Source organism: Micromonospora sp. GCM10011541 (assembly GCF_042650725.1).
GTDB classification, from domain to species: domain Bacteria; phylum Actinomycetota; class Actinomycetes; order Mycobacteriales; family Micromonosporaceae; genus Micromonospora; species Micromonospora sicca.
In genome coordinates this window covers 452,415-479,030 of the sequence record NZ_JBHSBP010000055.1, presented here as the reverse complement: position 1 = coordinate 479,030, position 26,616 = coordinate 452,415, and the positions used below count along the sequence as shown (strand labels likewise).

General features: G+C 73.7%; 20 protein-coding genes. 12 read left to right on the top strand and 8 right to left on the bottom strand.

Annotated elements, in window-relative coordinates; all coding sequences use genetic code 11:
• Nucleotides 1–100 precede the first annotated feature (100 nt).
• Entirely contained in the window at nucleotides 101–1,414 is a 1,314-nt protein-coding gene (locus ACFOYX_RS24280) for an extracellular solute-binding protein (RefSeq protein WP_322439135.1), read from the bottom strand.
• A gap of 252 nt (nucleotides 1,415–1,666) precedes the next feature.
• Entirely contained in the window at nucleotides 1,667–2,212 is a 546-nt protein-coding gene (locus ACFOYX_RS24275) for a plasmid pRiA4b ORF-3 family protein (RefSeq protein WP_238453778.1), read from the bottom strand.
• 151 nt (nucleotides 2,213–2,363) lie between these two features.
• Between ACFOYX_RS24275 and ACFOYX_RS24270 the strand changes: the two genes are divergently transcribed.
• Nucleotides 2,364–3,149: a pyrimidine reductase family protein gene (locus ACFOYX_RS24270; protein ID WP_322439136.1), complete on the top strand. Its 786-nt coding sequence runs from the start codon at nucleotides 2,364–2,366 to the stop codon at nucleotides 3,147–3,149.
• On the opposite strand, the gene ACFOYX_RS24265 is transcribed toward ACFOYX_RS24270, so the two are convergent.
• Nucleotides 3,146–3,982 (bottom strand): RNA polymerase subunit sigma-70, encoded by an 837-nt coding sequence (locus ACFOYX_RS24265; RefSeq protein ID WP_322439138.1) that lies wholly within the window; start codon nucleotides 3,980–3,982, stop codon nucleotides 3,146–3,148. The two genes, ACFOYX_RS24270 and ACFOYX_RS24265, sit on opposite strands and share 4 nt — an antisense overlap.
• 277 nt (nucleotides 3,983–4,259) lie before the next feature.
• Between ACFOYX_RS24265 and ACFOYX_RS24260 the strand changes: the two genes are divergently transcribed.
• Together ACFOYX_RS24260 and ACFOYX_RS24255 are read left to right on the top strand one after the other, a co-directional pair.
• Nucleotides 4,260–5,093 carry an alpha/beta hydrolase gene (locus tag ACFOYX_RS24260; protein WP_322439139.1) on the top strand — a complete coding sequence of 278 codons (834 nt, stop codon included), beginning with the start codon at nucleotides 4,260–4,262 and terminating at the stop codon, nucleotides 5,091–5,093.
• Nucleotides 5,094–5,200: 107 nt separating this feature from the next.
• A complete protein-coding gene (locus tag ACFOYX_RS24255; RefSeq protein ID WP_322439140.1) occupies nucleotides 5,201–5,704 on the top strand; it encodes a hypothetical protein in 504 nt (167 codons plus the stop codon).
• Here ACFOYX_RS24255 and ACFOYX_RS24250 read toward each other — a convergent pair.
• Nucleotides 5,634–7,265, bottom strand: a complete 1,632-nt coding sequence (locus ACFOYX_RS24250; protein WP_322439141.1) for a hypothetical protein — start codon at nucleotides 7,263–7,265, stop codon at nucleotides 5,634–5,636. The two genes, ACFOYX_RS24255 and ACFOYX_RS24250, sit on opposite strands and share 71 nt — an antisense overlap.
• Nucleotides 7,266–7,493: 228 nt before the next feature.
• Here ACFOYX_RS24250 and ACFOYX_RS24245 point away from each other — a divergent pair, with 228 nt between their 5' ends.
• From ACFOYX_RS24245 to ACFOYX_RS24205, 9 genes are all read left to right on the top strand, one after another.
• A complete protein-coding gene (locus ACFOYX_RS24245) occupies nucleotides 7,494–9,245 on the top strand; it encodes an ATP-binding protein (protein ID WP_322439142.1) in 1,752 nt (583 codons plus the stop codon).
• 12 nt (nucleotides 9,246–9,257) lie between these two features.
• Nucleotides 9,258–10,403: an exonuclease SbcCD subunit D gene (locus ACFOYX_RS24240; protein ID WP_322439143.1), complete on the top strand. Its 1,146-nt coding sequence runs from the start codon at nucleotides 9,258–9,260 to the stop codon at nucleotides 10,401–10,403.
• Nucleotides 10,404–10,684: 281 nt separating this feature from the next.
• A complete protein-coding gene (locus ACFOYX_RS24235; protein ID WP_322439144.1) occupies nucleotides 10,685–11,965 on the top strand; it encodes a transposase in 1,281 nt (426 codons plus the stop codon).
• The gene (locus tag ACFOYX_RS24230; protein WP_322439145.1) at nucleotides 11,965–14,439 is read left to right on the top strand and encodes an SMC family ATPase; all 2,475 of its coding nucleotides are present in this window, start codon (nucleotides 11,965–11,967) and stop codon (nucleotides 14,437–14,439) included. The genes ACFOYX_RS24235 and ACFOYX_RS24230 overlap by 1 nt, the downstream gene beginning before the upstream one ends.
• Before the next feature lie 58 nt (nucleotides 14,440–14,497).
• Nucleotides 14,498–15,460, top strand: coding sequence for a hypothetical protein (locus tag ACFOYX_RS24225; protein ID WP_322439146.1), 963 nt, complete (start codon nucleotides 14,498–14,500; stop codon nucleotides 15,458–15,460).
• Complete coding sequence (locus ACFOYX_RS24220; RefSeq protein ID WP_109802974.1) at nucleotides 15,460–16,317, top strand: spermidine synthase; 858 nt, start codon at nucleotides 15,460–15,462, stop codon at nucleotides 16,315–16,317. Before ACFOYX_RS24225 ends, ACFOYX_RS24220 begins: the two co-directional genes overlap by 1 nt.
• 83 nt (nucleotides 16,318–16,400) lie before the next feature.
• A complete protein-coding gene (locus ACFOYX_RS24215) occupies nucleotides 16,401–17,099 on the top strand; it encodes a sigma-70 family RNA polymerase sigma factor (protein ID WP_322439147.1) in 699 nt (232 codons plus the stop codon).
• A complete protein-coding gene (locus ACFOYX_RS24210; RefSeq protein ID WP_322439148.1) occupies nucleotides 17,096–17,884 on the top strand; it encodes a zf-HC2 domain-containing protein in 789 nt (262 codons plus the stop codon). The genes ACFOYX_RS24215 and ACFOYX_RS24210 overlap by 4 nt, the downstream gene beginning before the upstream one ends.
• Before the next feature lie 204 nt (nucleotides 17,885–18,088).
• Complete coding sequence (locus tag ACFOYX_RS24205; RefSeq protein WP_322439149.1) at nucleotides 18,089–18,748, top strand: hypothetical protein; 660 nt, start codon at nucleotides 18,089–18,091, stop codon at nucleotides 18,746–18,748.
• 155 nt (nucleotides 18,749–18,903) lie between these two features.
• On the opposite strand, the gene ACFOYX_RS24200 is transcribed toward ACFOYX_RS24205, so the two are convergent.
• The 4 genes from ACFOYX_RS24200 to ACFOYX_RS24185 are packed head-to-tail and all read right to left on the bottom strand — an operon-like array spanning nucleotide 18,904 to nucleotide 26,514.
• The gene (locus tag ACFOYX_RS24200) at nucleotides 18,904–20,670 is read right to left on the bottom strand and encodes a stealth family protein (protein WP_322439150.1); all 1,767 of its coding nucleotides are present in this window, start codon (nucleotides 20,668–20,670) and stop codon (nucleotides 18,904–18,906) included.
• A 26-nt stretch (nucleotides 20,671–20,696) separates the two neighbouring features.
• Nucleotides 20,697–22,931, bottom strand: coding sequence for a glycosyltransferase family 4 protein (locus tag ACFOYX_RS24195; protein WP_322439151.1), 2,235 nt, complete (start codon nucleotides 22,929–22,931; stop codon nucleotides 20,697–20,699).
• Nucleotides 22,928–24,577 carry a stealth family protein gene (locus ACFOYX_RS24190; RefSeq protein ID WP_322439152.1) on the bottom strand — a complete coding sequence of 550 codons (1,650 nt, stop codon included), beginning with the start codon at nucleotides 24,575–24,577 and terminating at the stop codon, nucleotides 22,928–22,930. The genes ACFOYX_RS24195 and ACFOYX_RS24190 overlap by 4 nt, the downstream gene beginning before the upstream one ends.
• A complete protein-coding gene (locus tag ACFOYX_RS24185; protein WP_322439153.1) occupies nucleotides 24,574–26,514 on the bottom strand; it encodes a PIG-L family deacetylase in 1,941 nt (646 codons plus the stop codon). Before ACFOYX_RS24185 ends, ACFOYX_RS24190 begins: the two co-directional genes overlap by 4 nt.
• Between the last annotated feature and the right edge of the window lie 102 nt (nucleotides 26,515–26,616).

The following is a 26,616-nucleotide window of genomic DNA, read 5'->3' as shown; positions in this document are numbered from 1 at the left end:
GGCGTCACCCGCCCACACGGGCGACGCCGGGACTCTCTGGACACCGCGGGTGGCGCCGACAGCCGGGCTGTCGGCGCCACCCGCGGCCGGTCCGGCCGGGTCACTTGCCGGCGGCCTCGCCGTTCTTCAGCGCTGCCTGCCACTGCTCCACCGCGGACTTGCCCTGCTCGACGGCGCGCAGGCTGTGCTCCACGGCGGTGCGGACCGCGTTGTTCTTCGGGCCGAGGTAGACCGGCTTCAGCTCGCTGGCGCCGGTGGCGAAGATCTTGCCGACCGGGGCCGTGCTGAAGTAGTCGTTGGTCGAGTCGGCGACGGCCGGGTCGGCCAGCGCCTGCGGCGAGGAGGGCAGGTTGCCGACCTTCTTGAACGCCTCGGTCTGACCCTTGGCGCTGGTCAGGAACTTCGCCAGCTCGGCGGCCTCCTTGGCGTGCGTGCTCGACTTCGGCACGGCCAGGAAGGAGCCGCCCCAGTTGCCGCCGGTGCCCGGGGCCTTGGCGATGTCCCACTTGCCGGCGGCCGCGTCACCGGCCTGGCCCTTGATGACCCCGGTCATCCAGGCCGGGCAGGCGATGGTGGCGAAGGTGCCGTTCTTGAAACCGGCGTTCCACTCGTTGGAGAAGGACTGGAGGTTGTTCGACAGGCCCGCGGCGATCATCCGGGTGGTGAGGTCGTACGCCGCCTTGACGTCCGGGTTCTCGCCGATGACCAGCTTGTTGCTCTTGTCGTAGTAGGTGTAGCCGGTGCCCGCGCCCGCGGTCTGCATGAGCACCACGTTGTAGAAGTTGGTCGCCGAGTCGACGAACTTGTGCTTCTTGTCGGCCGCGGCGAACCGCTGGCCGGTGGCGATGAACTGGTCCCAGCTGGGCCAGAGCGCGCCGACCTGCTCCCGGTCGGTGGGCAGTCCGGCGGCGGAGAACAGGTCGCTGCGGTAGCACAGCGCCATCGAGCCGACGTCGGTGCCGAGGCTGAGCACCTTGCCGTCTGGGGTGGTGCCCTGCTCCCACTTCCACGGCAGGAAGTTGCCCTTGAGGTCGTTCGCGCCGTGGTCGGCCAGGTTCACGAACCTGTCGGCCTGGGCGTAGAACTGGACGATGGTGCCCTCCTCGAGGGCGACCACGTCGCCGGCGCCTGACCCGGCGGTGATCTGCTGGGTCAGCCGGGTGGTGTAGTCGCCGAGGCCGAGGCCCTTGCCGCGCTCCTGGATCTTGACGTTCGAGTGCTCCGCTTCGTACTGCTTGTACAGCTCGTCGTAGCCGAAGCCCTGGTCGCCGAAGACGTCGACGACCAGGGTGACCGGGTCGGCGCTGCTGCCGCCGTCCGACGAGTCGTCGCCGCAGGCGGTGGCGGTGGCGAGCAGCGCGACGGACGCGACCGCGATGGCCGCGAACCGGCGGCGACGGATTGGGACGTTCATCCGAGACCCCTCTTTTCGCTGGTGAGGCTGGTGTCTGTGTGGTGGGGGGTGCTGTGCGGCGCGGCCGACCGGCCGCAAGGCCGGCGGGCGGGGGACCGGAGCGGCCACGGATGAGATCCGCGCCACTCACGGGAGCGCTCCCATGAGCGTGACGGGAGGGGTCAGGGGTGTCAACAGACGTATGGGAGCGTTCCCAGATCGTTACCGCCACGATCGGCGCAGCCCGGTCTCAACCGGTCGGGAGAGCCCGGATCAGCAGAGGCGGCGCAGCAGGGTGGTCGCCCGGGCGGCGTCGAAGGCGTCCGGGTCGAAGCCGGCGCCGGCCCACTCCCGCATCGCCAGGTGCTCGGGATGGGCCGGATCGGTCAGCGCGGCCAGCAGGACGGCGTACCCCGACGGGCCGCCGACGTCCTCCGGCGGGCAGGCCCGCTCCCCCTGCGGACACGACGGGTACCGCACGTCCGGGTCGGCCGTGCACACGTCCTCCACCAGCAGGTCGTGCTCCCACCAGTCGCCGAAGTCGTACGTGTAGTGGAACCGGCTGCCCTTGCCGACCACCGCGTCCAGCCGGACGTCCAACTCGTCGCGGACCGCCAGCTCGCCGTCCGGGTCCGGCTCGCCGTACTGGAGCCCGTCGATCTCGAACGAGTGCAGGTGACAGTCCCGCCAACCCATGGCGTGCTGCACCACCCGGTGCACCCGGTCCAGGGTGTACCCACCCGGGACGAGGACCCGCCGCCACACCGGCGGCCGGACCCCGGCCAGGGAGATCGTGAGCTGGAAGATCTGACGCGGCATCGGTGTCCCATCCTCCCTCGGCATAGGCTGCCAGCATGATCTGCCGAGCGTGCCGAGAGCGACGGCACGACGACTGTCCGGGCCGGAAGTGGTGCGACTGCCAGCACCGTACCCCCCGACCCACCCCTCCGGTCACCGGTCCGGCCAGCGAATGAGCGACAGCACGGCGATTTCCCGGGTCTGGCCCGCGCCGGCCGCCGGGCCGCTGACCGACCCCGAGCTGGCCGCGCTCTACGGCCGCGCCGGTCGACCACACCTGCGGGTCAACTTCGTGACCAGCGCCGACGGCGCGGTCACCCTGGACGGCTACTCCGAAGGGCTCTCCGGCGAGCCGGACAAGCGGGTCTTCGGGCTGCTCCGGATGCTCTGCGACGGCCTAGTCGTGGCCGCCGGCACGCTCCGGCACGAGGGCTACCGGGCGGTCCGGCTGAGCGAACCGCGCCGGGCCTGGCGGCGGGAGCACGGCCTGGTCGAGTACCCGACGCTCGTGGTGGTCTCCGGCTCGCTCGACCTCGACCCGGCCCAGGCCGCGTTCGCCGACGCGCCGGTCCGGCCGCTCGTGCTCACCCGCGACGCCGCCGAGCCGCCGCCGGGGCTCACCGAGGTCGCCGACCTGGTCCGCTGCGGCCCGGACCGGGTGGACCTCGGCGCCGGCCTGGCCGAGCTGCGCCGGCGCGGGCTCGACCAGCTGCTCTGCGAAGGCGGCCCGCACCTGTTCGGCGCGCTCACCGCCGCCGACCTGGTCGACGAGCTCTGCCTCACCGTCGCGCCGCTGCTGGCCGGGGCCGGCCCCGGCCGGATCACCGCCGGGGACGCCGGCGCGCCCCGTCGGCTGCCGCTGCGGCACGTGCTCGCCGCCGCCGACGGGACGCTCATGCTGCGGTACGCCCGAGGCCCGCAGGAAAAACCTCCGGCCGGCGCCGCCCCCGCCGCCTAGGGCGGGTCCCGTCGCGGACCACCGGCGGGTTCGCCCGGCCCCGGCGGCAGCGCGTCCGGCAGCCCGAACACCGGGAAGTGCGTCACCGCCACGAACGACGTGATCTCCGCGATCCGCGCGCCCCGCAGCGTCAGCACGTCGATCGACCACGGCAGGTGCGGGCCGGTCCCGCCCCGGCGCAGGTACGACCCGACCGCGGGCTGGCCGTTCGCGCTGGTCGGCAGGTGCCGCCAGCTCCCGCACCGGGTCAGCGGCACCTCGCGGGCGAAGTCGGCGACCGCGTCGAGGCCCCGGTACCAGTGCGGCATCGGCGGCATCGACCAGGTGACGTCCTCGGTGAGCAGGGCGATCAGGGCGTCGGCGTCGCCGTTCTCCAGCGCCGTGGCGTACCCGGTGACGATGTCCCGCAGGCGGGCGTCGTCGAGCTTGCGCAGGGTCCGCTGCTGACTGGCGGCGGGGACCCGCTCGGCCAGGACCCGGCGGGCCCGCGCGAGAGCCGAGTTCACCGACGTGGTGGAGGTGTCCATCATGGCCGCGATCTCCGCGGCGGAGAAGCCGAGGACGTCGAAGAGCAGCAGCGCCGCCCGCTGGTTGCCGGCCAGGTGCTGCAACGCGGCGACGAAGGCCAGCTCGACCGCCTCGCGCTGCTCGTAGCGTACGTCCGGGGCGGCCGGACCGGCGGCGAGGCCGGCATCCGGATACGGCCCGAGCCAGGCGACGTGGTGGGCCGGACGGTTGTCCGGCACCGCGCGTTCACTCGCCGGGCCGAGGTCGACGGGCAGTGCCCGGCGGCGGCGACCCGCGAGGATGTCCAGGCAGGTACGGGTCGCCACCGTGTACAGCCACGAGCGCAGCGAACCGCGTCCCGCGAAGCCCGGCAGGCCCGCAGCAGGGCGTCCTGCAGGGCGTCGTCCGCGTCGTGGGTGGAACCGAGCATCCGGTAGCAGTGGGCGTGCAGTTCCCGGCGCAGCGGTGCGACCAGCGCGGTGAAGGCGGCCTGGTCGGCCGCGCCCGCCGCCCCCTTCCGGGAAGTCACGCTCACAGCGACGATTCTGCCCCAGGACGGGAGTCTGCATGGTGAACGCCATCGCCACGACCGGGAGGACCCCGATGAGCAGCATCTCCGCCGACCATGTCACCGCCGCGACCCTGGAGGTCCCGGACGGGCGGCTCTACTACGAGGTACGCGGGCAGGGACCGCTGGTGGCCCTGGTCGCCGCCCCGATGGACGCCGGCGCCTTCGCACCGCTGGCCGACCTGCTGGCCGTGGCACACACCGTGCTGACCACCGACCCACGAGGCATCAACCGCAGCGTCCTGCACGACCCCCACCAGGACTCGACCCCACAGCTGCGCGCCGACGACGTGGCCCGGCTCCTCGCCCACCTCGACGCCGGCCCGGCCGCGGTCCTCGGCTCCAGCGGCGGCGCGGTGACCGTCCTCGCCCTCGCCGAGGCCCACCCCGAGCAGGTGCACACGGTCATCGCGCACGAGCCGCCGCTGCTCGGCCTGCTGGCCGACCGCGCGGAACTCCTGGCCCGGGAGGAGGACATGATCGCCACCTACCGGTCGGGGGACCGGCTCGGCGCCGGGCGCAAGTTCCTCGCCAACGCGAACATCGAGCTGCCCGAGGAGATGATCCAGGCCATGTTCGGCGGCGAACCCGATCCGCGGGCGGCCGCCGACGAGCACTTCCAGTACGTCCACATGATCCGGGGGACGACCCGGTTCCGGCCCGACGTCGCCGCCCTGCGCGACGGTGCCACCCGCGTCGTCGTCGGCCTCGGCGAGCAGTCGACCGGTCAGATCTGCGACCGCACCTCGCGGGCGCTGGCCGCGGCGCTGGGCGGCACCCCCACGATGTTCCCCGGCGGGCACATCGGCTTCGTCGAGGACCCGCCGGCCTTCGCCGCCCGGCTGCGCGAGGTCCTCGCCGACCACTGAGACGCACCACGACGACGGGCGCGGGCACCGGCGTAGTCGGGGTTCACCGGTGCGGGCGGTCGCCGAACCCGCCCGCACCCGCCCCTTCGGCCCCATAGCCTGGGACGATGCGGTTCACATGGGCGGGCGACAGCGGCGCGGCCGGGGCCGGCCGTCCCCTGCTGGCCAGCGGCCTACTGGCCGGCGCCGGCCTGGTCGACGTGCTGTCGGTCTGGCCGTACACGGCGCGCAACCTGTTCACGGTCGAGACCGGTCAGGGCGTGTACCAGGTCGACATCACCGGCTGGGCGTGGCTGCACGTCGCGGTCGGCGCCGCGGTGACGCTCGCCGGCCTGCTGGCGTTGAGCGGTCGACGCGGGACCGTTCCGCTCGCCGTCTGCTCCGCCACGGCGGCGATCGGCATCGACCTGCTGTTCCTGCCGTACGCGCCGATCCAGGCCGTCCTGGTGGTCGCACTCGACCTGGCGGCTGTCCGACTGCTGCTCCGCCACCGGCGCGCCGTCCCCGGTCGCACGCCGGCCCCGCCCGGGCCGGATCGGCTCAGCGCGCCTCGCAGACCCGGCCGGTCCTCGCCGGGTCCCCCTCCCGGCTCGCCGACCACACCGGGTTGAGCGACAGCGCTAACGGCGGCGCCTGCCAGGCGGCACCCAGCCGCTGGAGCAGGCCGTACTCCCGGCGGGGCTGCTCCACCCGCTCGCCGGCCAGGAACGCGATCACCCGGTCCTCCACCATCCGCTGGCCGATCAGGCCGCCATGGAACGCGGGCTGCTGGTAGACCGGGATGCGGCTGTACTCCCCGGGCGGAGCCTCGGCGGCGCTGACCGTGGGCAGGAAGGCGATCATCCGGACGCCCGGCACCGGGCAGAGGGTGCGGTTGCGGTAGAACGGCGCGTCGATCAGCACCGATCGCACGAACGGCTCGTCGGGGTCGTCCTTCACTGGTTGCGGCCGGCCCGCCAGCCAGAACAGGACGCGCAGCTCCCAGCCCGTCGCGACCCCCCAGCCCTCGTGCCCCGGGGGCGGGTAGTAGGTGCGCCCGGCCTGGACCAGCGGGCTGAACATCACCGCCGCGGTCACCGGGCCAGGGGGCAACTTCTCCAGGTAGGTCCGGACCACCATGGAGCCCTCGCTCTGCCCGACCAGGGCCACCGGCCGGCCGGTACGCCGGTGCAGCGCGTCCACCTGGGCGGCGAGCAGGACGCTGCTGGAGTCGAGCGACCGGTGGGTGGCCGCCGGCGGGTACGGCAGGGGCCGACCACGCGCGTCCAGCCCCGCGTAGGAGAAGCGCTCGACCCGCGGGTCGGCGGGTGCTTCCCCCTCCCAGTCCGAGTCGTGCCCGTCGAGGACGATCACCGCGTGGTTGACCCGGTCGGGCAGCCGTTCGGTGAGGACCGGCGGCCGCCACACCCCCGGTCCGGGGGCGGCGATCCCGATCAGCGACTGGGCCCAGACCGCCCCCGCCATGGTGAGGACGATGGCGATGGGGGCAACCGGTACCCGTCGCCAGCGCATCCGGGCCGGCAGCGCCGCGTCGGCCACGGTCCGTTGCCAGAGCAGCCCGTTCGCCACGCCGGCCAGGCCGGCGACCCCGACCGCCCACCAGCCGGGGGTGGTGGAGATCAGCGCGCCCGCCAGGGTCAGCAGCACGAAGTTCAGCGCCGACCAGCCGAACAGCTCGATCGTCGGCAACCCCCGCCACCAGCCGGCAGCCACCCCGGCCCGGACGAGGAAGGGGGCGAGCACCAGCATCGGGCCCAGCGAGGCGAACAGGTACCAGGAGAGCGCCACCGCGGAGAAGGCGACGGAGAGCGCGGCCCAGGGGGAGATCACCACCGCGGCCAGCACCGCGACCTCCAGGTTGCGCCGCACCAGCCAACCCCACGCAGGGCGCGGCGTACCGGCCGGCCAGGCCAGCGCGGTCAGCCCGGCGGAGAGGAGTCCCCGGGCCAACGTGATGCCGAGCAGCCCGAGCACGAACGTGAGCCACGAGTCGTGGTAGACCAGCAGCCAGCGCAGGTCGTGGTACGAGTCGTACGGCCAGACGGCCGTGACCTGCGGGGCGAGTCCCCGGGCGGCGTGCAGCGGGACGGCGGCCAGCGCCGCCTGCTCGACCACCGGCGGCAGCCCGGCGAGGACGAGCAGCGCCACCACCCGGCCCCGTCTCGATCCCACGTCCGCTCCCCGCTTCCCCCGGTCCCTTGCAGGATCTCGCGGATCATGCCCGGCCGGGGCGGGAATCGCGCCACCCCGACACGCGGTGTGGTTGACCGACCCCGTTGCGCGAGGGCGCGGAGGACCTCGGGTGGCGTCCGCCGCGTCGCGTGGCAACCTGTCGCATCCCTCGGGCAGGATGCAGGTCGTGCCCCGCGACCGAGACGACCAGCTGACCGGAGTCCGCCGATGACCGACGACCTGCTCGACGGCTCCGGCGAGGGGGTCGGCCGGGTGCTCGGCACCGCCGACGCCACCCCGCTGACGTTCTGGACCGCCGTCGCCCCCGGCAGCTACCTCCAGCTCGACGACGTCGTGGTGACCCGCCGCGAGCTGCCCGACCGCGAGCCGGTGACCATCGCCGGCGTGGTCACCCAGGTCCGCGCCCGGCACGAGGGGGCGCAGTTCGACTCCGACGTCTTCGCCATCGCCGACGGCACCCTGCCGGCCCAGGTGCAGGAGGCCGCCGAGGTGACCACCACCCGGGTCGACCCCGAGTTCTACGTGCCACCCACGCCGGGCGCGGTGGTGCACCGGGCCGAGGGCGACGCCCGGGCCCGGGCGCTGCACTTCGACCGGATGGAACGGCGCATCCCGATGGGCATGGGCCGGGACGGCGTGCCGGTCTACCTCAACGCCGACTTCCTCGACGGCACCCGGGGCGCGCACGTCTCCATCTCCGGCATCTCCGGGGTGGCCACCAAGACCAGCTTCGCGACCTTCCTGCTCTACTCGGTCTTCCGCTCGGGGGTGCTGGGCGGCGACGCGGTCAACGCCAAGGCGCTGATCTTCAACGTCAAGGGCGAGGACCTGCTCTTCCTCGACCACCCCAACACCCGGCTCGACGACGCCACCCGAGCCGGGTACGCGAAGCTCGGGCTGGACGCCGGCGCGTTCCCCGACGTGCGCGTGTACGCCCCGCCCCGGGTCGGCGACTCCTCCGGCACGCCGGACGTGAGCAGCCGGCTCACCGGCGTGGACAGCTTCTACTGGACCCTCACCGAGTTCTGCGCGGACCGGCTCCTGCCGTACGTCTTCGCGGACGCCGACGACGAGCGCCAGCAGTACACGATGGTGGTCCACTCGGTCGCCGCCCACCTGGCCCGGTACGCCCAGCCCGCGGACGGCGGGGTCAGCCTGGACGGGGTCCGGCTGGGGTCGTACGCCGACCTGGTCGACCACATCGTCGAGCAGCTCAACGACGACGAGACCCGGTCCGAGTGGGCGGGCAGCGCGGTCGGGCTCGGCACGGTCAACGCGTTCGCCCGGCGGCTGATCGGCAGCAAGAAGGACCTGGGCCGGCTGCTCCGGGGCGACCTGGCCACCCGCCGCCCGCACAGCATCAACACCGCGGAGAGCGCCCAGGTCACCGTCGTGGACCTGCACAACCTCCCCGACCGGGCGCAGCGCTTCGTGGTCGGCGTGACGCTGAAGAGCGAGTTCGAGCGCAAGGAGAAGGCCGGCACCGCCAAGCCGCTGCTCTTCGTCGTCCTGGACGAGCTGAACAAGTACGCCCCTCGCGAGGGCTCCTCCCCGATCAAGGAGGTGCTGCTGGACATCGCCGAGCGGGGCCGCTCGCTCGGGGTGATCCTGGTCGGGGCGCAGCAGACGGCCAGCGAGGTGGAGCGCCGCATCGTCACCAACTCGGCGATCCGGGTGGTCGGCCGGCTCGACCCGGCCGAGGCCTCCCGCCCCGAGTACGGCTTCCTCCCGCCGGCCCAGCGGCAGCGGGCCCTGCTGGCCAAGCCGGGCACCATGTTCGTCAACCAGCCCGACATCCCGGTGCCGCTGTGCCTGGAGTTCCCCTTCCCGGCCTGGGCGACCCGGGTCTCCGAGGCCGGCCGGGCGCCGTCGGAGACGCTGCGCTCGATCACCCAGTCCGCCGACCCGTTCGCCGTGGTCGGCTCCGGCGCCACCACCGACGACGACATCCCGTTCTGAGGTGATCCAGCCATGAAGATCCTGCACACCTCCGACTGGCACGTCGGCAAGGTCCTCAAGGGACAGTCTCGGGCCGAGGAGCACAAGCAGGTGCTGGCCCAGGTGATCGAGATCGCCCGGGCCGAGCGCCCGGACCTGGTCATTGTGGCCGGCGACCTGTACGACACCGCGGCGCCCACCCCGGAGGCGACCCGGCTGGTGACCCGGGCGCTGACCGCGCTGCGGCGCACCGGCGCGGACGTGGTGGCGATCGGCGGCAACCACGACAACGGGCAGGCCCTCGACGCGCTGCGCCCCTGGGCCGAGGCGGCCGGCATCACCCTGCGCGGCGGCGTCCGGGACAACCCGGCCGAGCACGTCATCGACGGCGTCACCGCCGACGGGGAGCGCTGGCAGCTCGCCGCGCTGCCGTTCCTGTCCCAGCGGTACGCGGTCCGCGCGGTGGAGATGTACGACCTGACCGCCGCCGAGGCCAACCAGACGTACGCCGACCACCTCGGCCGGGTCCTCGCCCGGCTCACCGAGGGCTTCACCGAGCCCGACCGGGTGCACCTGGTCACCGCCCACCTGACCGTGGTCGGGGCGAGCACCGGCGGCGGCGAGCGGGACGCGCACACCATCCTCGGCTACGCCGTACCGGCCACCGTCTTCCCGGGCACCGCGCACTACGTGGCGCTCGGCCACCTGCACCGCTCCCAGCGGGTCATCGGCCCCTGCCCGGCCCGCTACAGCGGCAGCCCCCTCGCCGTCGACTTCGGCGAGCAGGAGAACGTCGGCTCGGTGACCGTGGTCGAGGTGACCGCCCGGACCGCCGCCCAGATCCGGGAGGTGCCGGTGCCGGGGGCGACCCCGCTGCGCACCGTGCGGGGCACCCTGGCCCAGCTCGCCGAGCTCGAGGCGCCGGAGGGCTGGCTGCGAGTGTACGTCCGCGAGCAGCCCCGCGCCGGGCTGCGCGAGGAGGTGCAGGAGCTGCTCCCCCGCGCGCTGGAGATCCGGATCGACCCGGAGCTGGTCCCGGCGCCGGGCAGCGGCACCCGCACCGCCCAGCGGGCCGGCCGGTCGCCGCGCGAGCTCTTCGCCGACTACCTGGGCAGCCGGGGGCACGTCGACGAGGGCGTCCAGGAGCTCTTCGACGAGCTCCTCGAGGAGGTCGACTAGTTGTCGGCTCTCTCTGCTTTGAGGACATGCTGGCGGTCGTGCCCGCCTTTCGTGTCTGCTGTGTGGGTTGCGACGCTACGTGAAGGAACTCGGAAGGGGGCGGATCTGACCGTGGGGGGCGAGCGGTGAGGGTCACCCGGATTGCTTACTCGGCGCGCCTGAACTCGGGTAAGTACGCGGCGTTGCTGGAGCAGGCCCGTCGGTTGGGTCGGGTTCGCAGTGAGGTGTGGCAGCGTTACGGCTCGATTAGTGGAGTCGGGTCCGGCCTGAGGGACCGGCAGGTGCGGGACCGGTGGTTGGTCGACGGCACGCATGTGCGGTTCGGTGTGCTGGCGAATGCGTGGAAGGAAACGGTCCGCGACGCTATGGCCGACATCGCGACGAACCTGGCCTCGGCCAAGGTGCAGGTCCGCCGGGCGGTCTTCCGGCGCACGGGCGATCCTGGCGAGCGCAAGCGAATGCTGGCCGCGCTGGCGGCTGACCGGTGGGCTGGTGACCCGTTCCTGGCTCGGCAGACGCGCAAGCACTGGAAGCGTGGCCGCAACCGCACGCACGATCAGATCGTGGTGCGCGCCGACCAGCACAACACCGTCACCGACGGGCGCGGCCGGTTGTGGCTGGCGGTTCCCGGTCTCGAACGCCGCCAGATGGTGAGAATCCCGCTGTCCACGACCGTCGCCCCGACTGGCACGCTGCGGCTGATCCTGCGCGGCGGCCGGGTCGAGGTGCACTACCAGATCGACGCGTCGCAGATGCGGTCGTCGCAGCGGCCGTGCGGCGACGCGACGGTCGGCGTCGACAAGGGGTACACCGAGGCCCTGACCGATTCCGATGGCGTTCGCCACGGCAGCCGCCTCGGCGAGTTGCTGACCAGCGAGTCGGACCGGTTGAAGGAACGTAACCGGCGTCGGGCGAAGCTGCGCTCCATAGCGAACACCGCCGCCTTGCGTGGTGACCACGCGAAGGCACGTCGGATCACGGTCAACAATCTCGGGACGGTCAAGCGGGACCGACGGGCCGCCCGCCACCGTGCCCGGGTGCGCACGGAGATCTTCACCGCCGCGGACCGGGTCGCCGACAAGGCCGCCACCGTGGTCGCCGAAGACCTCACCAAGAGCTTCGCCGGGCGCAGGACGCTCGGCCGCAATGTCGACCGGCGCCTCGCCGCGTGGACCAAAGGGGTCACCGCCGAGGCCCTCACAAGCGTGTCGGAGCGCAGAGGTTCTGCGCTCGTGCACGTCAACGCCGCCTACACCTCACAAGCCTGTCACCGCTGCGGCCGGCTCGGCCGACGCAACGGGGACCGGCTTCACTGCACCTCGTGCGGGGTGGTGTGGCAGGCCGACGTGAACGCCGCGATCAACATCCTGCAGCGAGCCGGCGACCCCGACATCGCCCTGCACACCCCGCACCACGCAGTGAGGCAGATCCTGCAGGACAGGACCGATCGCCACCGGACCAGACTGCCGGTCCAGGACTCCAGCCCGGCCACCACCGAGCGGAGAGCGAGACATCCGAACCGCTCACTCATGAGCAACAGTAGGAAGCAGGTCGACCGCTGATGCGACCGATCCGGCTGGACATGGCGGGCTTCACCGTCTTCCGCGAGGAGACCACCGTCGACTTCACCGACGCCGATTTCTTCGCCCTGGTCGGGCCGACCGGCTCCGGGAAGTCCACGGTGCTCGACGCGATCTGCTTCGCGCTCTACGGCACCGTGCCGCGCTGGGGCGGCACCCGGGGTCTGGCCAACGCGCTCGCCCCGTCGGCCACCGAGGCCCGGGTCCGGCTGGTCTTCGAGTCCGCCGGCGACCGGTACGTCGCCACCCGGGTGGTGCGCCGGGACGGCCGGGGGGCGGTGAAGACCGCCAACGCGGGGTTGCAGCTCATGCCCGCCGGTTTCGACGTGACCAAGCTCGACACCGGGCTCAGCCCGGACGATCTCGGCGAGGTGGTCGCCGGCACCCCCGCCGAGATGGAGGACGCGGTGCTGGAGGCGGTCGGGCTGCCGTACGAGCAGTTCACCTCCTGCGTGGTGCTGCCGCAGGGCCAGTTCGCCGACTTCCTGCACGCCAAGCCCGCCACCCGGCAGCAGATCCTGGTCAACCTGCTCGGCCTCGGCGTCTACGAGGAGGTGCAGAAGCGGGCCACCGAACGCGCCGCGCAGGCCGAGGCGAAGCTGGAGGCCGTGGACCGGATGCTCGCCGGGCTCGCCGCCGTCGACGACGAGACGGTGGCCGGGGCGCAGGCGCGGGTCGACCGGATGCGGGAGCTGGCCGGGGCGGTGGCGGTGGCCGTACCGGAGCTGGAGGGGGCGCGGGCCACGGCGCGGGAGGTGGCGGCGGCGCTGGCCGGGCTCGACGCGGAGCTGACGGTGCTGGCCGGGGTGCGGGCGCCGGACGGCATCGCCGAGCTGGCCCGCGCGGTGACCACGGCGCGGGCCGCGGCCGACGAGGCGGTCGCCGCGGTGGCGCTCGCCGAGGAGCGGGAGGAGAAGCTCCGCGGCGAGCTGACCGCGGCGGGCGACGAGAGCGCACTGCGCCTGCTGCTGAAGGCGCACGCCGACCGGGACCGGCTGACCGCCGAGGCGGACACGGTCCGGGCGGCGGTGACCGCGGCGCAGGCCGAACACGACGCGGCGGCGCAGGCCCTGGCCGAGGCGCGGGCCGCGGCCGAGCGGGCGGACGCGGAGCTGGCGGCGGCGTTCCGGGCGCACGAGGAGGCGAAGGCCACCGACCAGGCCGTGGCCCTGCGGGCCCACCTGGTGGACGGCGCGCCCTGCCCGGTCTGCGAGCAGGTGGTGTCCCGGGTGCCGGCGGTGCCGGCCGGCTCGGCGGTGGCCCGGGCCACCGCCGCGGGAAAGGCGGCCCGGGCCGCCAGCGAGGCGGCGAAGCGGACCGTGCAGGAGCGCGACGCGGCCGCCCGCGACCTGGACCGGGTGCTGCTGCGCGCCCGCGCCGAGCACGACCAGCTGCGGGCCCGGCTGGCCGAGCTGGACGCCCAGCTCACCGACGCCGCCGCGCCGGCCGCGCTGCGGGCGGCCCTGGACGAGCAGACCCGGCTGCGCCGGGCGCTGGAGGAGGCGGCGACCGCGGTACGGGCCGGCCGGGACGCCGCCCGGCGGGCGCGGGGCGCGCTGGACGGCGCCGAGGAGCGGCTGCGCCGGACGTGGCGCGACTTCGACACGGCCCGGGACCGGCTCGCTCGGTTCGGCCCGCCGGCCGCCGACCGGGACGACGTGGCCGCCGCCTGGGCCGCCCTGGCCGGGTGGGCCGGCGGGGAGGCCGACCGGCGGCGGGCCGACCGCGGCGGACTGGTCGACTCGGTCGCCGCGGCCCAGGCGGCGGCGACCGAGGTGGCGGAGCGGATCGCCGCCCTGTTCACCGCCGCCGGTCTGGCCGTCGCCGACGACCCGGGGCGGGCCGCCGCGGTGGCGGTGGAGCGCGCCGAGGCCGAGCTGCGGCGACTGGTGGAGCGGCGCGAGCAGGCCGCCGAGCTGGGCGAGCAGCGGGCCGGCCACGAGCGGGAGGCCCGGGTCGCCCGGGCCCTGGCCGGGCACCTGCGGGCCAACAACTTCGAGCGCTGGCTGCTGGCCGAGGCGTTGGACCTGCTGGTCGACGGCGCGTCGCGGATCCTGCGGGAGCTGTCCGGCGGCCAGTACGACCTGGTGCACGACAAGGGCGAGTTCTTCGTGGTCGACCACCACGACGCCGGGCTGCGCCGGGGGGTGCGCACCCTCTCCGGCGGGGAGACGTTCCAGGCCTCGCTGGCGCTGGCGCTGGCGCTCTCCGAGCAGCTCGCCGGGATGTCGACCACCGCGGCGAGCCTGGAGTCCATCGTCCTCGACGAGGGCTTCGGCACGCTGGACGCGGCCACCCTGGACACCGTCGCGGCGACCCTGGAGAGCCTGGCCGCCCGCGGCGACCGGATGGTCGGCGTGGTCACCCACGTGCCGGCCCTCGCGGAGCGGATCCCGGTCCGCTACGAGGTCCGCAAGGACGCCCGCACGGCCCGCGTCGAACGGACCGGCCTGTGAGCGCGAGATGTGCGGCGCGGCGGAGTCGTCCGGTCGCGGACGAAGGGGTGGCGGCCCGGTGAGCCGGCCCCGGTTCTTCGTCGACGCCTGGGACCCGGCGTACGGCGCCTCGTTCGAGGCGTCGGCGGGCGGCCCGGCGGCGCCGAGCAGCGCCCAGGTCGACCCGGACGTGGAGCTGCCGGCGACGGACTGGCGGGCGATCGGGGCCCGCCGGGACCTGCCCGCCCCGGACGTGGTGCTGCTCGTCGACGGGGTACGCCGGATCGACGCCAGTGTCTGGACGGCCGAGGACGACGGCGGGTCGTTCCCCGGCATCGCCGCCTCGTACGCGGCCGGGGTGGTCCGCTGCGACCTGGAGCGCGGCGCGGCGGAGCTGGCCGGCGCCCGGGTCGGCCGGGGCCTCTTCACCGCCAGTCCGTCCGCCCAGGACGTGCTGGCCGGCCGGATCCACTACCCGGTGCACCGCGTCGGCGGCACCGGTGAGCTGAGCAAGCTCCCGGCGGCGGTGCAGGGCCCGCTGACCGCGCTGGAGGTGGCGGTCTCCGACGCCGCCCGGGTCGACGGTGACCTGCTGGTGGTGGACGGTCCACTGCGCAGCCGCCGGCAGCTGCCGCGCACCCTGGGCTACATCAAGACCCAGCACAGCCAGTACCTCGACGCCCGGCTGACCGCGGTGGTGACCGGGCTCGCCCCGGGCCAGCGCTCCCCGGTGTTCCGGCTCGGCACCGCCTGGGGCGGTTACTCGTGGTACCTGCGGCTGCCGGTGGCCGCGGGCGCGCCCTGGGCCGGCATCGTGCGGATGGAGTGCTCGGCGGAGCTGAGTCCGGCCGAGGCGATCGGCCTGGCCGACCTCTCCCTGGTCACCCTGCCCCGGTTCGCCTCCACCCCGTACAAGGACCCGCGCGCCCCGCAGAACCTCGTCCCCATCGCCGGGCTGGAGCGTCGACTGCGCGGGCTGCTGGGCGACGCCCGCCTGCTGCACCGGGTGCTGATCGCGGCGGCCCGCGGGATCCGGCGCTGATGGGCCGCCGACGCGACGCCGACCGGGTGGTCGAGCAGGTCGACACCGGGCAGGCCGAGCTGCTGCCGGACCCGGACCGGGCGGGCTCGTGGACGCTGCTGCTCGACGGCGCCCCGCAGTCCCATGTGGACCTCACCGACCCGACCCACCTGGAGTTCGAGTACGTCCGGCGGCTGGCCGCCGCGCTGGACCTGATCGCCCCGCCCGGCGCCCCGCTGCGGGTGCTGCACCTCGGCGGCGGCGCGCTGACCCTCCCCCGGTACGTCACCGCGACCCGGCCCGGCTCGACCCAGCGGGTGTCCGAGGTGGACGGCGCCCTGGTGGAGCTGGTCCGGCGGGCGTTGCCCTGGCCCACCGATCCCCGGCTGCGGGTCCGGGTGGCCGACGCCCGGTCCACCCTGACCGCCAGCCGGGACGCCAGCTACGACGTGGTGGTCGCGGACGTCTTCGCCGGCGCCCGCACCCCGGCCCACCTGACCTCGGTGGAGTACGCCGCCGAGGTGGCCCGGGTGCTCCGGCCGGACGGCTGGTACCTGGCCAACATCGCCGACGGCCCGCCGCTGCGGCACGCCCGGGCCCAGGTCGCCACGGTCCGTTCGGTGCTGCCCCGGGCCTGCCTGGTCGGCGACGCGGCGGTGCTGCGCGGGCGGCGCTACGGCAACCTGGTGCTGGTGGCCGGCCGGGTCGAGCCCCCGGTGCCGGAGCTGACCCGGCGGGCGGCCGGCGACTGGTTCCCCGGCCGGGTGCTGGCCGGCGAGGAGCTGGACCGGTTCGCCGGCGGCGCCGGTGTGGTCCGCGACGCGGACGCCACCGCCTCCACCCCACCCCCGCCCGGAATTTTTTCCGTGCGCCGTTGATCCGCTGAGCGGGCCACTCCGTATCCACGGGCGGCCATGCCCGTGGGGGGCCGGCTGATGTCATTGGACACCCGGAGGTCTGCATGCATGCGGTGGCGGCCGGCTGGCACGGCGAGGTGGCGCGGCCCGAGTGGATGTTCGCCCGGGCGCAGCCCCAGTCGCGTGCGTCGAGGGCGGGCCGTGGGGTCGACGGCCGCCCCGCCGATCGCCAGAATGGCCCGGTGACGCCACGACCGGCGCCCGGACGCCACCAGGCGGCGTCCCCTGAGGCCAGTCATTCCGACCAGCTGATCCGGCTGCTCTACGCGGAGCACGCCGGCCCGCTGCTGATGTTCGTGATGCGGCTGACCGGCGGTGACCGGCAGCGCGCCGAGGACATCGTCCAGGAGACGCTGCTGCGCGCCTGGCGCAACGCGCACCGGCTGGGCACGCACGGCCAGGGGTCGCTGCGCCCCTGGCTGGTCACCGTGGCCCGGCGGATCGCCATCGACGAGCATCGCAGCGAGCAGGCCCGCCCGGCGGAGACGTACGACCGGGACCTGACCGCGTTCGCCGAGGCGGACAGCACGGACCGGGTACTGCGCACGATGACGGTCGCCGACGCGCTGCGTACCCTGAGCCAGTCCCACCGGGAGATCCTGGTGGCGACGTACTTCCGGGGCCGGACGGTGCCGGAGGCGGCCGAGGAGCTGGGCCTTCCGCTCGGCACCGCCAAGTCGCGCGTCTACTACGCGCTGCGCGCGCTGCGCACGGCTCTGCAGGAACGGGGGGTGACGGAATGAGCCGGGCAGACCACATGGACGTGGCCGCGTACGCGCTCGGCGTGCTCGATCAGCAGGACACCGAACGGTTCGAGGAGCACCTCGCCACGTGCTGGGCGTGCGCCGCGGAGCTGGAGACCATGGTCCCCGTGGTGGGGCTGCTCTCCGGCATCGACGGCGAGACGATGACCGCGCTGGAACAGACCCGGACCGACCCGGCCCTGCTGGACCGGACGCTGGTGGCGGTGCGGCTGCACCGCCGGCGTACCCGGGTCCGGCGGCTCCTCGCCACGGCGGCGGCGGTGGTGGTCTTCGGCGGCCTGAGCGGCGTCGGCGTCGCCGGCCTGAGGGGCGGCGGCGACGGGGAGCGGATCCCGCAGGCCGAGCCGACCCTGACCACGCCGGTCACCGGCCCCCCGGCCGACCCGACGTCCGATCCGGGCGACCCGGGCACCGGCGGCAACGAGCAGGAGGGCGAGAAGCACAACGCCACTGATCCGGCCACCGGGGTGAAGACGACGATGTGGGTCGCCTCGAAGGAGTACGGCACCAAGATCGATCTTCAGCTGACCAGGCTGCCCGGGCCGCGCACCTGCCGGCTGGTGGTGATCCGGAAGAACGCCACCAGCGAGGTGGTCTCGACCTGGTCGGTGCCGGGCGGCGGCTACGGGACGAGCACCAATCAGCTCCCGTTGGAGCTGAGCGCGTCCACCTCGGCAGGGTTGCCGGACATCGAGAAGATCCAGGTGCAGTCGGTCGACGTGAACGGGATCGCCAGTCCGCTGGTAACGGTGGCCGACCTCTGATCCGCCCTGACGGCGGCGCCGGGCAGCGACATCGCCCGGCGCCGCTGCGGCGTGCGCGGCGGGGCGGACCCGACGTGCTCCCGTACGGGTCCGGGCGCGGATCGGTTCAATCGATCCACTGTGAAATGGAGCACCCTTTCCCCTTCAACCTTGACAGCGGACCACCCGTACTACCGGGTGAACTGCCAAGAATGAGGAGGGCACGTGGCACACCTGAAGCGGACGACCGTCATCGTCGCGAGCGCGATGGTCGCACTAACGGCCTGCGCTCCCGCGGGTTACGACGGGGCGAACTCGAGCGCGGCCGAGCCGGTCGCCGTCGCCGCGGCCGAACCCACCGCGGCGGCCGAACCGGAGGCCTCCGCGACCGCGGAAGCCCCCGCCACCGAGCAGGCGCCGCCAGCGGACGTCCGGCTCACCGACCAACTGGTCGGCAAGAAGGTGCCCCGAATGGGCAACGTCGTGATGGACCAGGACGGCTGGATCCTCTACCGCTTCGACAAGGACTCCGCCGACCCGCCGTCGTCGAACTGCGTGGACAAGTGCGCCCAGGTCTGGCCGCCCGCGCTGACCGACGGCAACCCGCAGCTCCAGGGCGTCTCCGACGACAAGGTCGGCACGGTCACGCGGCAGGACGGCACCCGGCAGATCACCATCGGCGGCTGGCCGGTCTACCGCTACATCGGCGACAAGAAGCCGGGCCAGTGGAAGGGCCAGGGCGTCGGCGGCACCTGGTTCGTGGTCGACCCGAACGGCAAGAAGAACCTGACCTGCCTGCCCACCGGCACGCCGAAGGCGGTCGCCCCGCCCGCGTCGGGTGACTCGGGCAGCTCCGACGGCGGCAGCTCGGGGTACTCGTACTGATCCCGCACCGCACGGACACGGTGGCCGGTCGCAGCCGGGGAGGGCGCGGTCGGCCACCGTCGTGAACCTGGACGCCGGCGTACCGGCAGCGCCCCGCGTCCCGGTGCCGGCGCCGGCCCGCTCAGGGCCGGCGCCGCTGCGCCCTGCCTGGACCGTCAGCCCCTCTCCCAGGGGCTGGGGACCGGGAAGTACGTGTCCAGGAATGGCGTCAGGATCGACAGCTGAGCGGCGAGGTCCTCCTCGGTGGAGAACGCGTCGTTGAGGCAGAAGACGTGCCGATCCCGTTTCGCCAGCAGGTGCGCCAGTCGCGCGGGCGTGTCGGGATGGGAGAGCTCCGCGATGCTGTACTCCAGCTCGCCGGGCACCGCCCGCCCGGTGAGGAACGCGTAGTAGTGGTGCAACGACGAGGCGATCGAGATGTCTGTGACGCCGCGGAACTGGTTGGCCGCGGTGCCCCGGTGCGGAGCGGGGAACGTCTCCTCGATCTCGTACAGCACGCTGCGCCGCAGCGCGTGCGGCATGTGCTTCATCTTCTGCGTGAGCACCGTGCCGAACCGCTCCGCGATCAGCCCCCGGTTGTTCTTGCCGGCCGCCGACGCCGGGATGTCGTCGGCCGACGGCGGCCCGGGCGGCACCAGCGCGGGCGACGGAAAGAACTTCGTGATGCCGTTGGCCAGGAAGAAGTCCCGGGGGGTGACCTCGCAGCCCAGGAAGACGTCGTCGTTGAAGTAGAGGAAGTGTTCCGACAGACCGTCGATGTGGTGCAGCTGGCTCTCGATGGCGTGCGAGTTGAAGGTGGGCAGCATCGACGGATCGGTGAAGATCTCCCGGTGGCTGACCACCCGCAGCCCCGGGGTGGACGGGTCCAGCCACGGCGGCACCTGGTCGTCGGTGACCAGGTAGACGGTCCGCACCCAGGGGGCGTAGGTGCGCAGGGAACGCAGCGAGTAGCGCAGCTCGTCCCTGCTGAGGAACCGCGCGGCGCTGGCCGCCTCGGCGTGGTACGGCGTACCGGCCACCTCGGCGCGCCGGCGCAGCCACTCCGGGTCGGTGCCGTCCACCCACGTGTAGACCACGTCGATCGGGAACGTCACGTCGTCGGGGCGCCGGATCGCGAACTCCGGCCGGGTCCGGACCGTCACCGTCGGCGCCGCCGGCCCGAGCGCGGTGAAGAGGTCGGCGGGGGCGTGGACCACCGCGCCCGCCGCCGGAATCTCCTCCGCGGCCAGGTTGCGCCGCGGGGCGACCAGCCGGTCCTCCCGCCGGTTCCAGAACTCCACCTCGCAGCCGTACGGCACGCCCAGCACCAGCCGGTGCCGCGGGTCCGTCCAGTACCAGGTCAACCGCAGCACGGCGGCGTCGCGCAACCGCCGCCACGCCGCCGGCTCGAAGCCGGGCGCGGACGACCGCGGCTGGTTGCCGGTCACCTCGGCGACGTAGCCGGGCCGGCGGCGGCACGCCTCGGCGAGCGCCGCGTACACCCGCTCGCGGTCAGCGGCGTCGACGCCGACCACGGCGTTGCGGTCGGAGCGGCCGCGTACGCAGAAGTGGCTCACCCCGGCCTCGGCGAGCGCCGCAGTGACCGCGGCCAGGTTGGCGGCCCGGGCGGTCCACGGCGAAGCGTCCGGACGGACCCCGGCCACCCGGGCCCGCCGGTCCACCATCATCACGACCCGGTCGCTGCCGGCCAGGAGCTCCGGCTGGCGGCGGGCCAGCCGGTCGTCCCGCCGCACGGCCGGCTGGCCGCCCCCGGTCACCTGGGCCACCCACTGCTTCATCTGGTGCCGGGTGTGCGGGCTGAGCCGCCTGGCGATCGCCCGGCGGGCCTGTGGACTGAGCACCCGGCGGTAGGCGTCCACGAACCTCGACGGCTCGGCGACGGCTCGGTGCGGTTCCGACGGTCGCCGTCCCTGCTCGCTCATCCTCGTCTGCTCCTCCGAGACAGCGGCTACGGCCGGTCGACGACCACGACGGACAACTCACTGTCGATCGTGTAGTACGGGCGGACCCGCAGCATCGGGGTCGGATCCTCCTCGACGAGGTCCAGCGTGACGTCGTCGGACAGGTGCACCTCCGGGTAGTTGTACGTGCGCTTCTTGTCCACGACGTCGTCCACGAAGCGTCCCAGCCGCACCTCGGAGCCGTCCCGCTGCCGGAGCTGGATGTCCCAGTCCTCGTAGCGGCTCAGCCGCAGGTCGGCGAGCGGGTACAGCGGAACGGCCATCCACAGGGTCCCGTCGGCCGTGGTCCGCGTGGGCACGGTGAGCGACTCCGGCTGGTCGCCCCGACGGCGGAGCACTGCGCATTCCGGGGTGTCCGGTCCGTGCCAGGTGAAAGCGACGGTGATGTGCTGGCCGTCGAGCTCGACCCGACGCACCTCGGCGTGGCTCCCGCGCACCCAGCTGCGCACGGCGAGGAAGCCGTCCGTGGTGCGGTAGGGGAGGTGAGCCCGTACCCCTCGCCGGTTCTCTGCAGCGCAACCGTCGACGCCACTGGCCAGGACCCGGCTGTCGAGCTGGTGCGGGCGTACCCGGCGCCGGACCTTGCCGTCCACCAGGTGGACGTTCCACCGGCCCTCGGAAAGCGCATCCGCGTCGAGGATCCCGACGAACTGGAGGCCGTCGTGGGACGGGGTGAGCGGCACCCTGACGACCTCGACGGTGTCGCGGTTCCGTAACACCATCGAGGCGTCCCGGGAACAGGTCGCGGCGTCGAACGTCCAGCGCAGTCCGAGGTCGGGCTCGACCACACAGTCCGCGACCGGGCCGCCGGCCGGGTCGAAGACGCGCCGGCGGATCGCGTTCTGCAACCGGCTGCTGGCGCCCCGGGCACGTTGGACCCGGGCCAGCCGGACGAGCACTCCCATGCTGGCCCGGCGGGCGAGGTCGTTCCCGGCAATCCCGCGCAGCACCGGGTCGGCAAGGGTCCGGACGAGGTCCGGCTCGCGGAGCAGTTCGCCGCCCCGGGCGAGAAGAGAACGGGAGAGACCCCTCCTCGGCGTCCGGCGGACCACCCGGCGAGGCCGAGGCGTCTCCCCGCGACGTACGGCGAGCACCTCCGCGCAGTCGTCGGCGAACTGGGCCGCCAGGGGGGCCGGGTCGAACCGGGCGGAGTTGACCAGGGCCATCTTCGCCATCCGGGCCCGTAGGTCGTCGTCGCGCATCAACGTGCGCAACGCCGCCGTGTAGGCGTCGAGATCGTCGCTCGGGACCAGCAGTCCGTCCTCGCCGTCGTCGATGATCTCGCGCGGGCCGACGGGGCAGTCTGTGCTGACCACCGGCAGACCAAGCCGCATCGCCTCCACGATCGTCATGCCGAACGACTCGCGCGCGGAGGACGACGCGGCGATGGCTCCCTTCACCCACTCCGTCGACATGTCGTCCCGGCGGCCCATCAACTGGACCTGGTCGTAGACGCCGAGTTCGCGGATCAGCGCCGCGAGTGCCTGCCGTTGCTCGCCGTCACCGTAGATGCGTAACGTCCAGCCGGGGCAGTCCACCGCCGCCCGCGCGAACGCGGTGATCAGGCGGTCGTACCGCTTGATCGGATCCAGCCGACCGGCTGCCACCACGATCCTGTTCCGCCCGTCGGCCGCCGCCAGGCCGGGCGACGGCGAACTGTTGGGCAGCACCTTGATCCCGAGGGCCGGGACCGGATTTCCGGTGCGGAACGCGGTCGCGTCCGCGTGGGTCACGGTGTACGCCAGGTCTATCCGCGAGTAACCCCGGCTGATCTCGGCCTTGAGCGCCTCGTCGATCAGGTCCTGTGTCATGTGCTCCTGGGCGACGCGGACGGCGTGCTCCGGGGCGTGCCGTGCCACGGCCAGGTTGAGCCCCGGCCGGGTGCCCACCACGACGTCGGCATTCGTCGAGCCCAGATAGCGGATGATCCGCTCGTCCGTGAGCCGGCTGTACTGCAGGTGGAACTCCTCCGCCTCCGGGATGAGAGTCGAGGGCTCCCGGTGTCTCGGGCTCGACCGGTCCGGGCGCCGGGGTCTGGTGTCCACCAGGGGCACGACGGTGATCCGCCCGTCCACGGAAAACATGGTGCGGTCGAGCCGGCGGAAGACGGATGCGACCTCGACCTCGTGGCCGGCCTCGACCAGAGCGGTGGCCAGGTTCAGCACGGCCCGGTTGGTGCCACCCACCCCGTAGAAGTTGTGGATGAGGAAGGAGAACTTCACCGCGGGTCCGCCGACTCGTACGGGCTGGGCACCGGGAAGTACGCCTCCAGGAACGGCTCCAGGATGGCCATCTGCTGCTGGAGCTGCGCGTACGTCGAGAAGGCGTCGTTGATGCAGAACGTGTCCCAGTCCCGCCGGGCCTCGGCGCGCTTGAGCCGGGCCCCGAGGTCCGGCACCGCGAGCTGTACATAGCCGTAGTTGACGTGGCCGGGCAGCGCCCGCCCGGTCAGGAAGGCGTAGTAGTGGTGCAGGGAGTAGGTGATGGTGAGGTCGGTGGGGCTGCGAAACCGGCTGTGCACCGTCGTGGCGTGCTCCACCGGAAACTCGCGCTCGATCTCCGCGAGGAGGCTGCGCCGCAGCGGGTAGGGCACGTGCTGGCTGCCCTGGGTCAGGATCCGACCGAACCGCTCCTCGATCAGCCGCCGGTTGTTCTTGATCATCGCGTCGACCGGGGTGTCCGCGCTGGTGATGGGGCCGAGCGGAATCCGGTTCTGGGACAGGAAGAACTTGGTGTTGCCGTTGGCGAGGAAGAACGTCTGCGGCGCCAGCGGCCGGCCGAAGAACATGTCGTCGTTGAGGTAGAGGAAGTGCTCGGCGAGGCCGTCGATGTTGTGCAGCTGGCTCTCGATCGCGCACGAGTTGTACGTGGGCAGGGCGTCCCGGTCGGTGAAGATGTCCTCGTGGTTGACCAGGAAGATGTTCCCCGCGCTCAGATCGAGCCAGGCCGGACGCTGCCGGTCGGTCACGATGTAGATGTTGCGGATCCAGGGGGCGTTGAGGTGCAGTGACCGCAGCGAGTACTTCAGCTCGTCCCGGTTGATGTAGCGCGACTCGCTGGCAGCCTCGGCGTGGAACGCCTCGCCCTTGACGTCGGCCCGGCGGCGCTGCCACTCCGGGTCCGCGCCGTCCACCCACGTGTAGACGACGTCGATCGGGAAGTCGATGTCGTCCGGGAGCAGGTGGTCGAACTCCGGCCGGGTGCGGAAGCGCGGGCCCGGCTTCGTCGCCGCAGCCAGTCGGGTGAACCGGTGCTCACCGACCTCCACCGGCACGCCGGCCATCGAGACGGCCGGCATCATCCGGTTGCGCCGCGGCGCGCGGAGCACGTCGGCCTTCCGGTCCGGCCGCCAGAACTCCACCTCGCACCCGTACGCGGCGCCGAGGACCAGCTTCACCGTCGGGTCGACCCGGAACCAGGTCATCTTGAGCGCCCGGGCCCGGTGCAGCTCCGCCCAGACGGCCGGGTCCGCGGCGTCCCGCAGCGCGCCGACGATGGGCGGCTTGGGCAGCACCTGGCTGACGTAGCAGGCGCCGGCCGCACCGAGCTTCTCCAGGGCGCCGAGAGCCGCGACCCGGTCCTCCTCACTGACGCCGACCACCGGCGTCCGGTCGTCCATCCCCCGGACCAGGAAGTGATCCACCCCGTGCGCCGCCAACGCCGCCGTCACCTCGGTGACGTTGAGCTGACGGGCGCGCAGCGGGGTGAGGTCGGCGTGCACGTGGGCGCGGCGGCTGCGTCCCCCGTCCACCAGCACCTCGCGGACGTCGTCCGGTTCACCGGCCGGAGTGGACGGCGCCGGCCAGGCAGCCGGCGCGGGGACCGCCGGGGCCGGGAGTGTCTGCGGGCCGGAGAATGCGTCGCTCACGGTACGTCCTTCATCGAGGTGACCGACGACGTCGTGCGGGCCACCGGCATGGTGAGCAGCCCGCCGCCGGCGGAGACCGCCAGCACGACCGGTCGTCCGGAGGAGTCGACCGACACGGCATGGCTACCGGCGATCGGGGTCGGCTCCCGCAGCCACGCGCCGCGGGCCCGGCCGTCCGGTTCCACCCAGATCAGGCTCGTCGCCGAGGCGTCGTCCCGGGCGGCGACCAGGACCGCACCGGCCTCCGGCACGAACCGGGCGGCGATCGGGCCCGGCCCGCCCTGCCCACCGAGGTCGACGAGACTCGACGGGTCCCAGGCCCGGCCGTCGCCGCGGGTGCGGAACGACACGACCGACGCCGAGTCCCGGCAGCGGCAGAGCAGCATCCTGTTGCCGTCGGGGAGCCGCACCACGGTGGGCGGGCCCGCGGGCGCCTCGGTGGGCACCACCGAGTACTCGGCGGTGAACTCGGCCGGCGAGACCAGCCAGCGGGCGATGCCGTTGCGTCCCGCGGCGAGCACCTCGACCGACCCGTCGTCCAGGGCCACCGCGGTCAGACCGTCCTGGGTGTCCCGGCCGCCGAGGTCCCGCCACGGCGTCCAGGTCGAGCCGTTGTACAGCCGCCCGCTCAGCCCCTTGCCGGCGTTCCTGGTGAGCACCAGTAGCCGGCCATCGGCGAGCGGAACGGCCTGCGGCATCCCGATGTGGCGTCGCTTCGCCGGCGCGCTCTGCGCGTTGGGGTTGCCCAACGACTCCCACCGCACATCCTGGTAGTCGCCGGAGGCCGGCAGCAGGATCGTCCACAGGTCCCGCACGTGCCGGTCCGGGTCGGCGGTCAGGCCTTGCCGCACCGCGAGGAGGCGCCAGCCGCCGTCCGCGGTCGGCACGGCGTCGACGTGCGGCAGCAGCTTGCGCCCCGGCACCCGCCGGCTCCCGGCGAACTCGCCGGGGCGACCCTCCCGCCAGTGCACCACCTGTCCACCCCGCACCGCGAAGGCCGAGAGCCGGCCGTCGCCCCCTGGACCGGCCCAGGACCGCGAGCCGGGATAGCGCAGTGTGGTGCCGGAGGCGTTACCACTGGCAATCAGATCCCCGCTGACCTTCCAGTCGCCCAGGCCGGCGGGATCGTCGCTCGGGCGGCGGTCGGCCCAGCCGTACACGTCCTTGTAACGCTGTTTGCCGGCACGCGCCTCCGGACTGAGGTTGGACGGCCAGCGCCGGACGTAGTAGCCACGGAAAGCCTCAACCGACGTCCGGCGGCCTCCACCGGCCGCGAACCAGCGGGCGACCGCCTCGTGGGCGAAGAGGCCGGTGGCGGTGTGGAAGCTGTGGTCGGAGTAGCCCTCGGCGTCCGCGTGCCGCGGATTCGCGCGGTTGTGGACCTGCGGGTCCGGATCCGGGTCCATCGTCCACAGCAGCGTCGGGGAGAAACGCTCCAGCAGCAGCACGAGCGACTCGATCAGGCTCTCCCGGGTGTAGCTGTGCTGGGCCGAGACCGGCGAGCCGAGCGGGATCATCGTCGGGTTCGACTCCGCCTGCCCGGTCCAGAGTTCGGGCAGGGACCCGGCGCCCGGGGCGGCGCCCGCGGGGGGCGAGCACCAGAGGTTGAGCGCGACCAGCCGGATGTGCGGCGCGTCGACCAGGACCGACATGTCGGCCTCCGCGCCGCCGGTCAGGGTGGTCACCTCCCGGCGCCACTTGGCGTCCGGATCACCCAGCACCATGTCGGCGTAAGCGCACCGCAGCCCGTTGTACCGGGCGGCCGCGAAGGCCTCGAAGTCCACGAGCGCGGCAGCGTGTTCCGGGGTGCCGCCCGGCGCGTTGCGTCCGTCGGCCTCACCCGCGGTCAGGCAGACCGTGAGGTGTTCCTCGCTGCCACGCAACTGGCTCACCAGCAGCGGATTGAGGAAGTAGAGGTCGTCGTCCTGATGTGCCATGACGGCCATGGACCGCGGCCGGCCGACAGGCATGGCGTGCTTCCGCGCACCACGGGGCAGACGGGCGGCGCGGCGGCCGAGCGCGACCAGCGGCCCGACCCA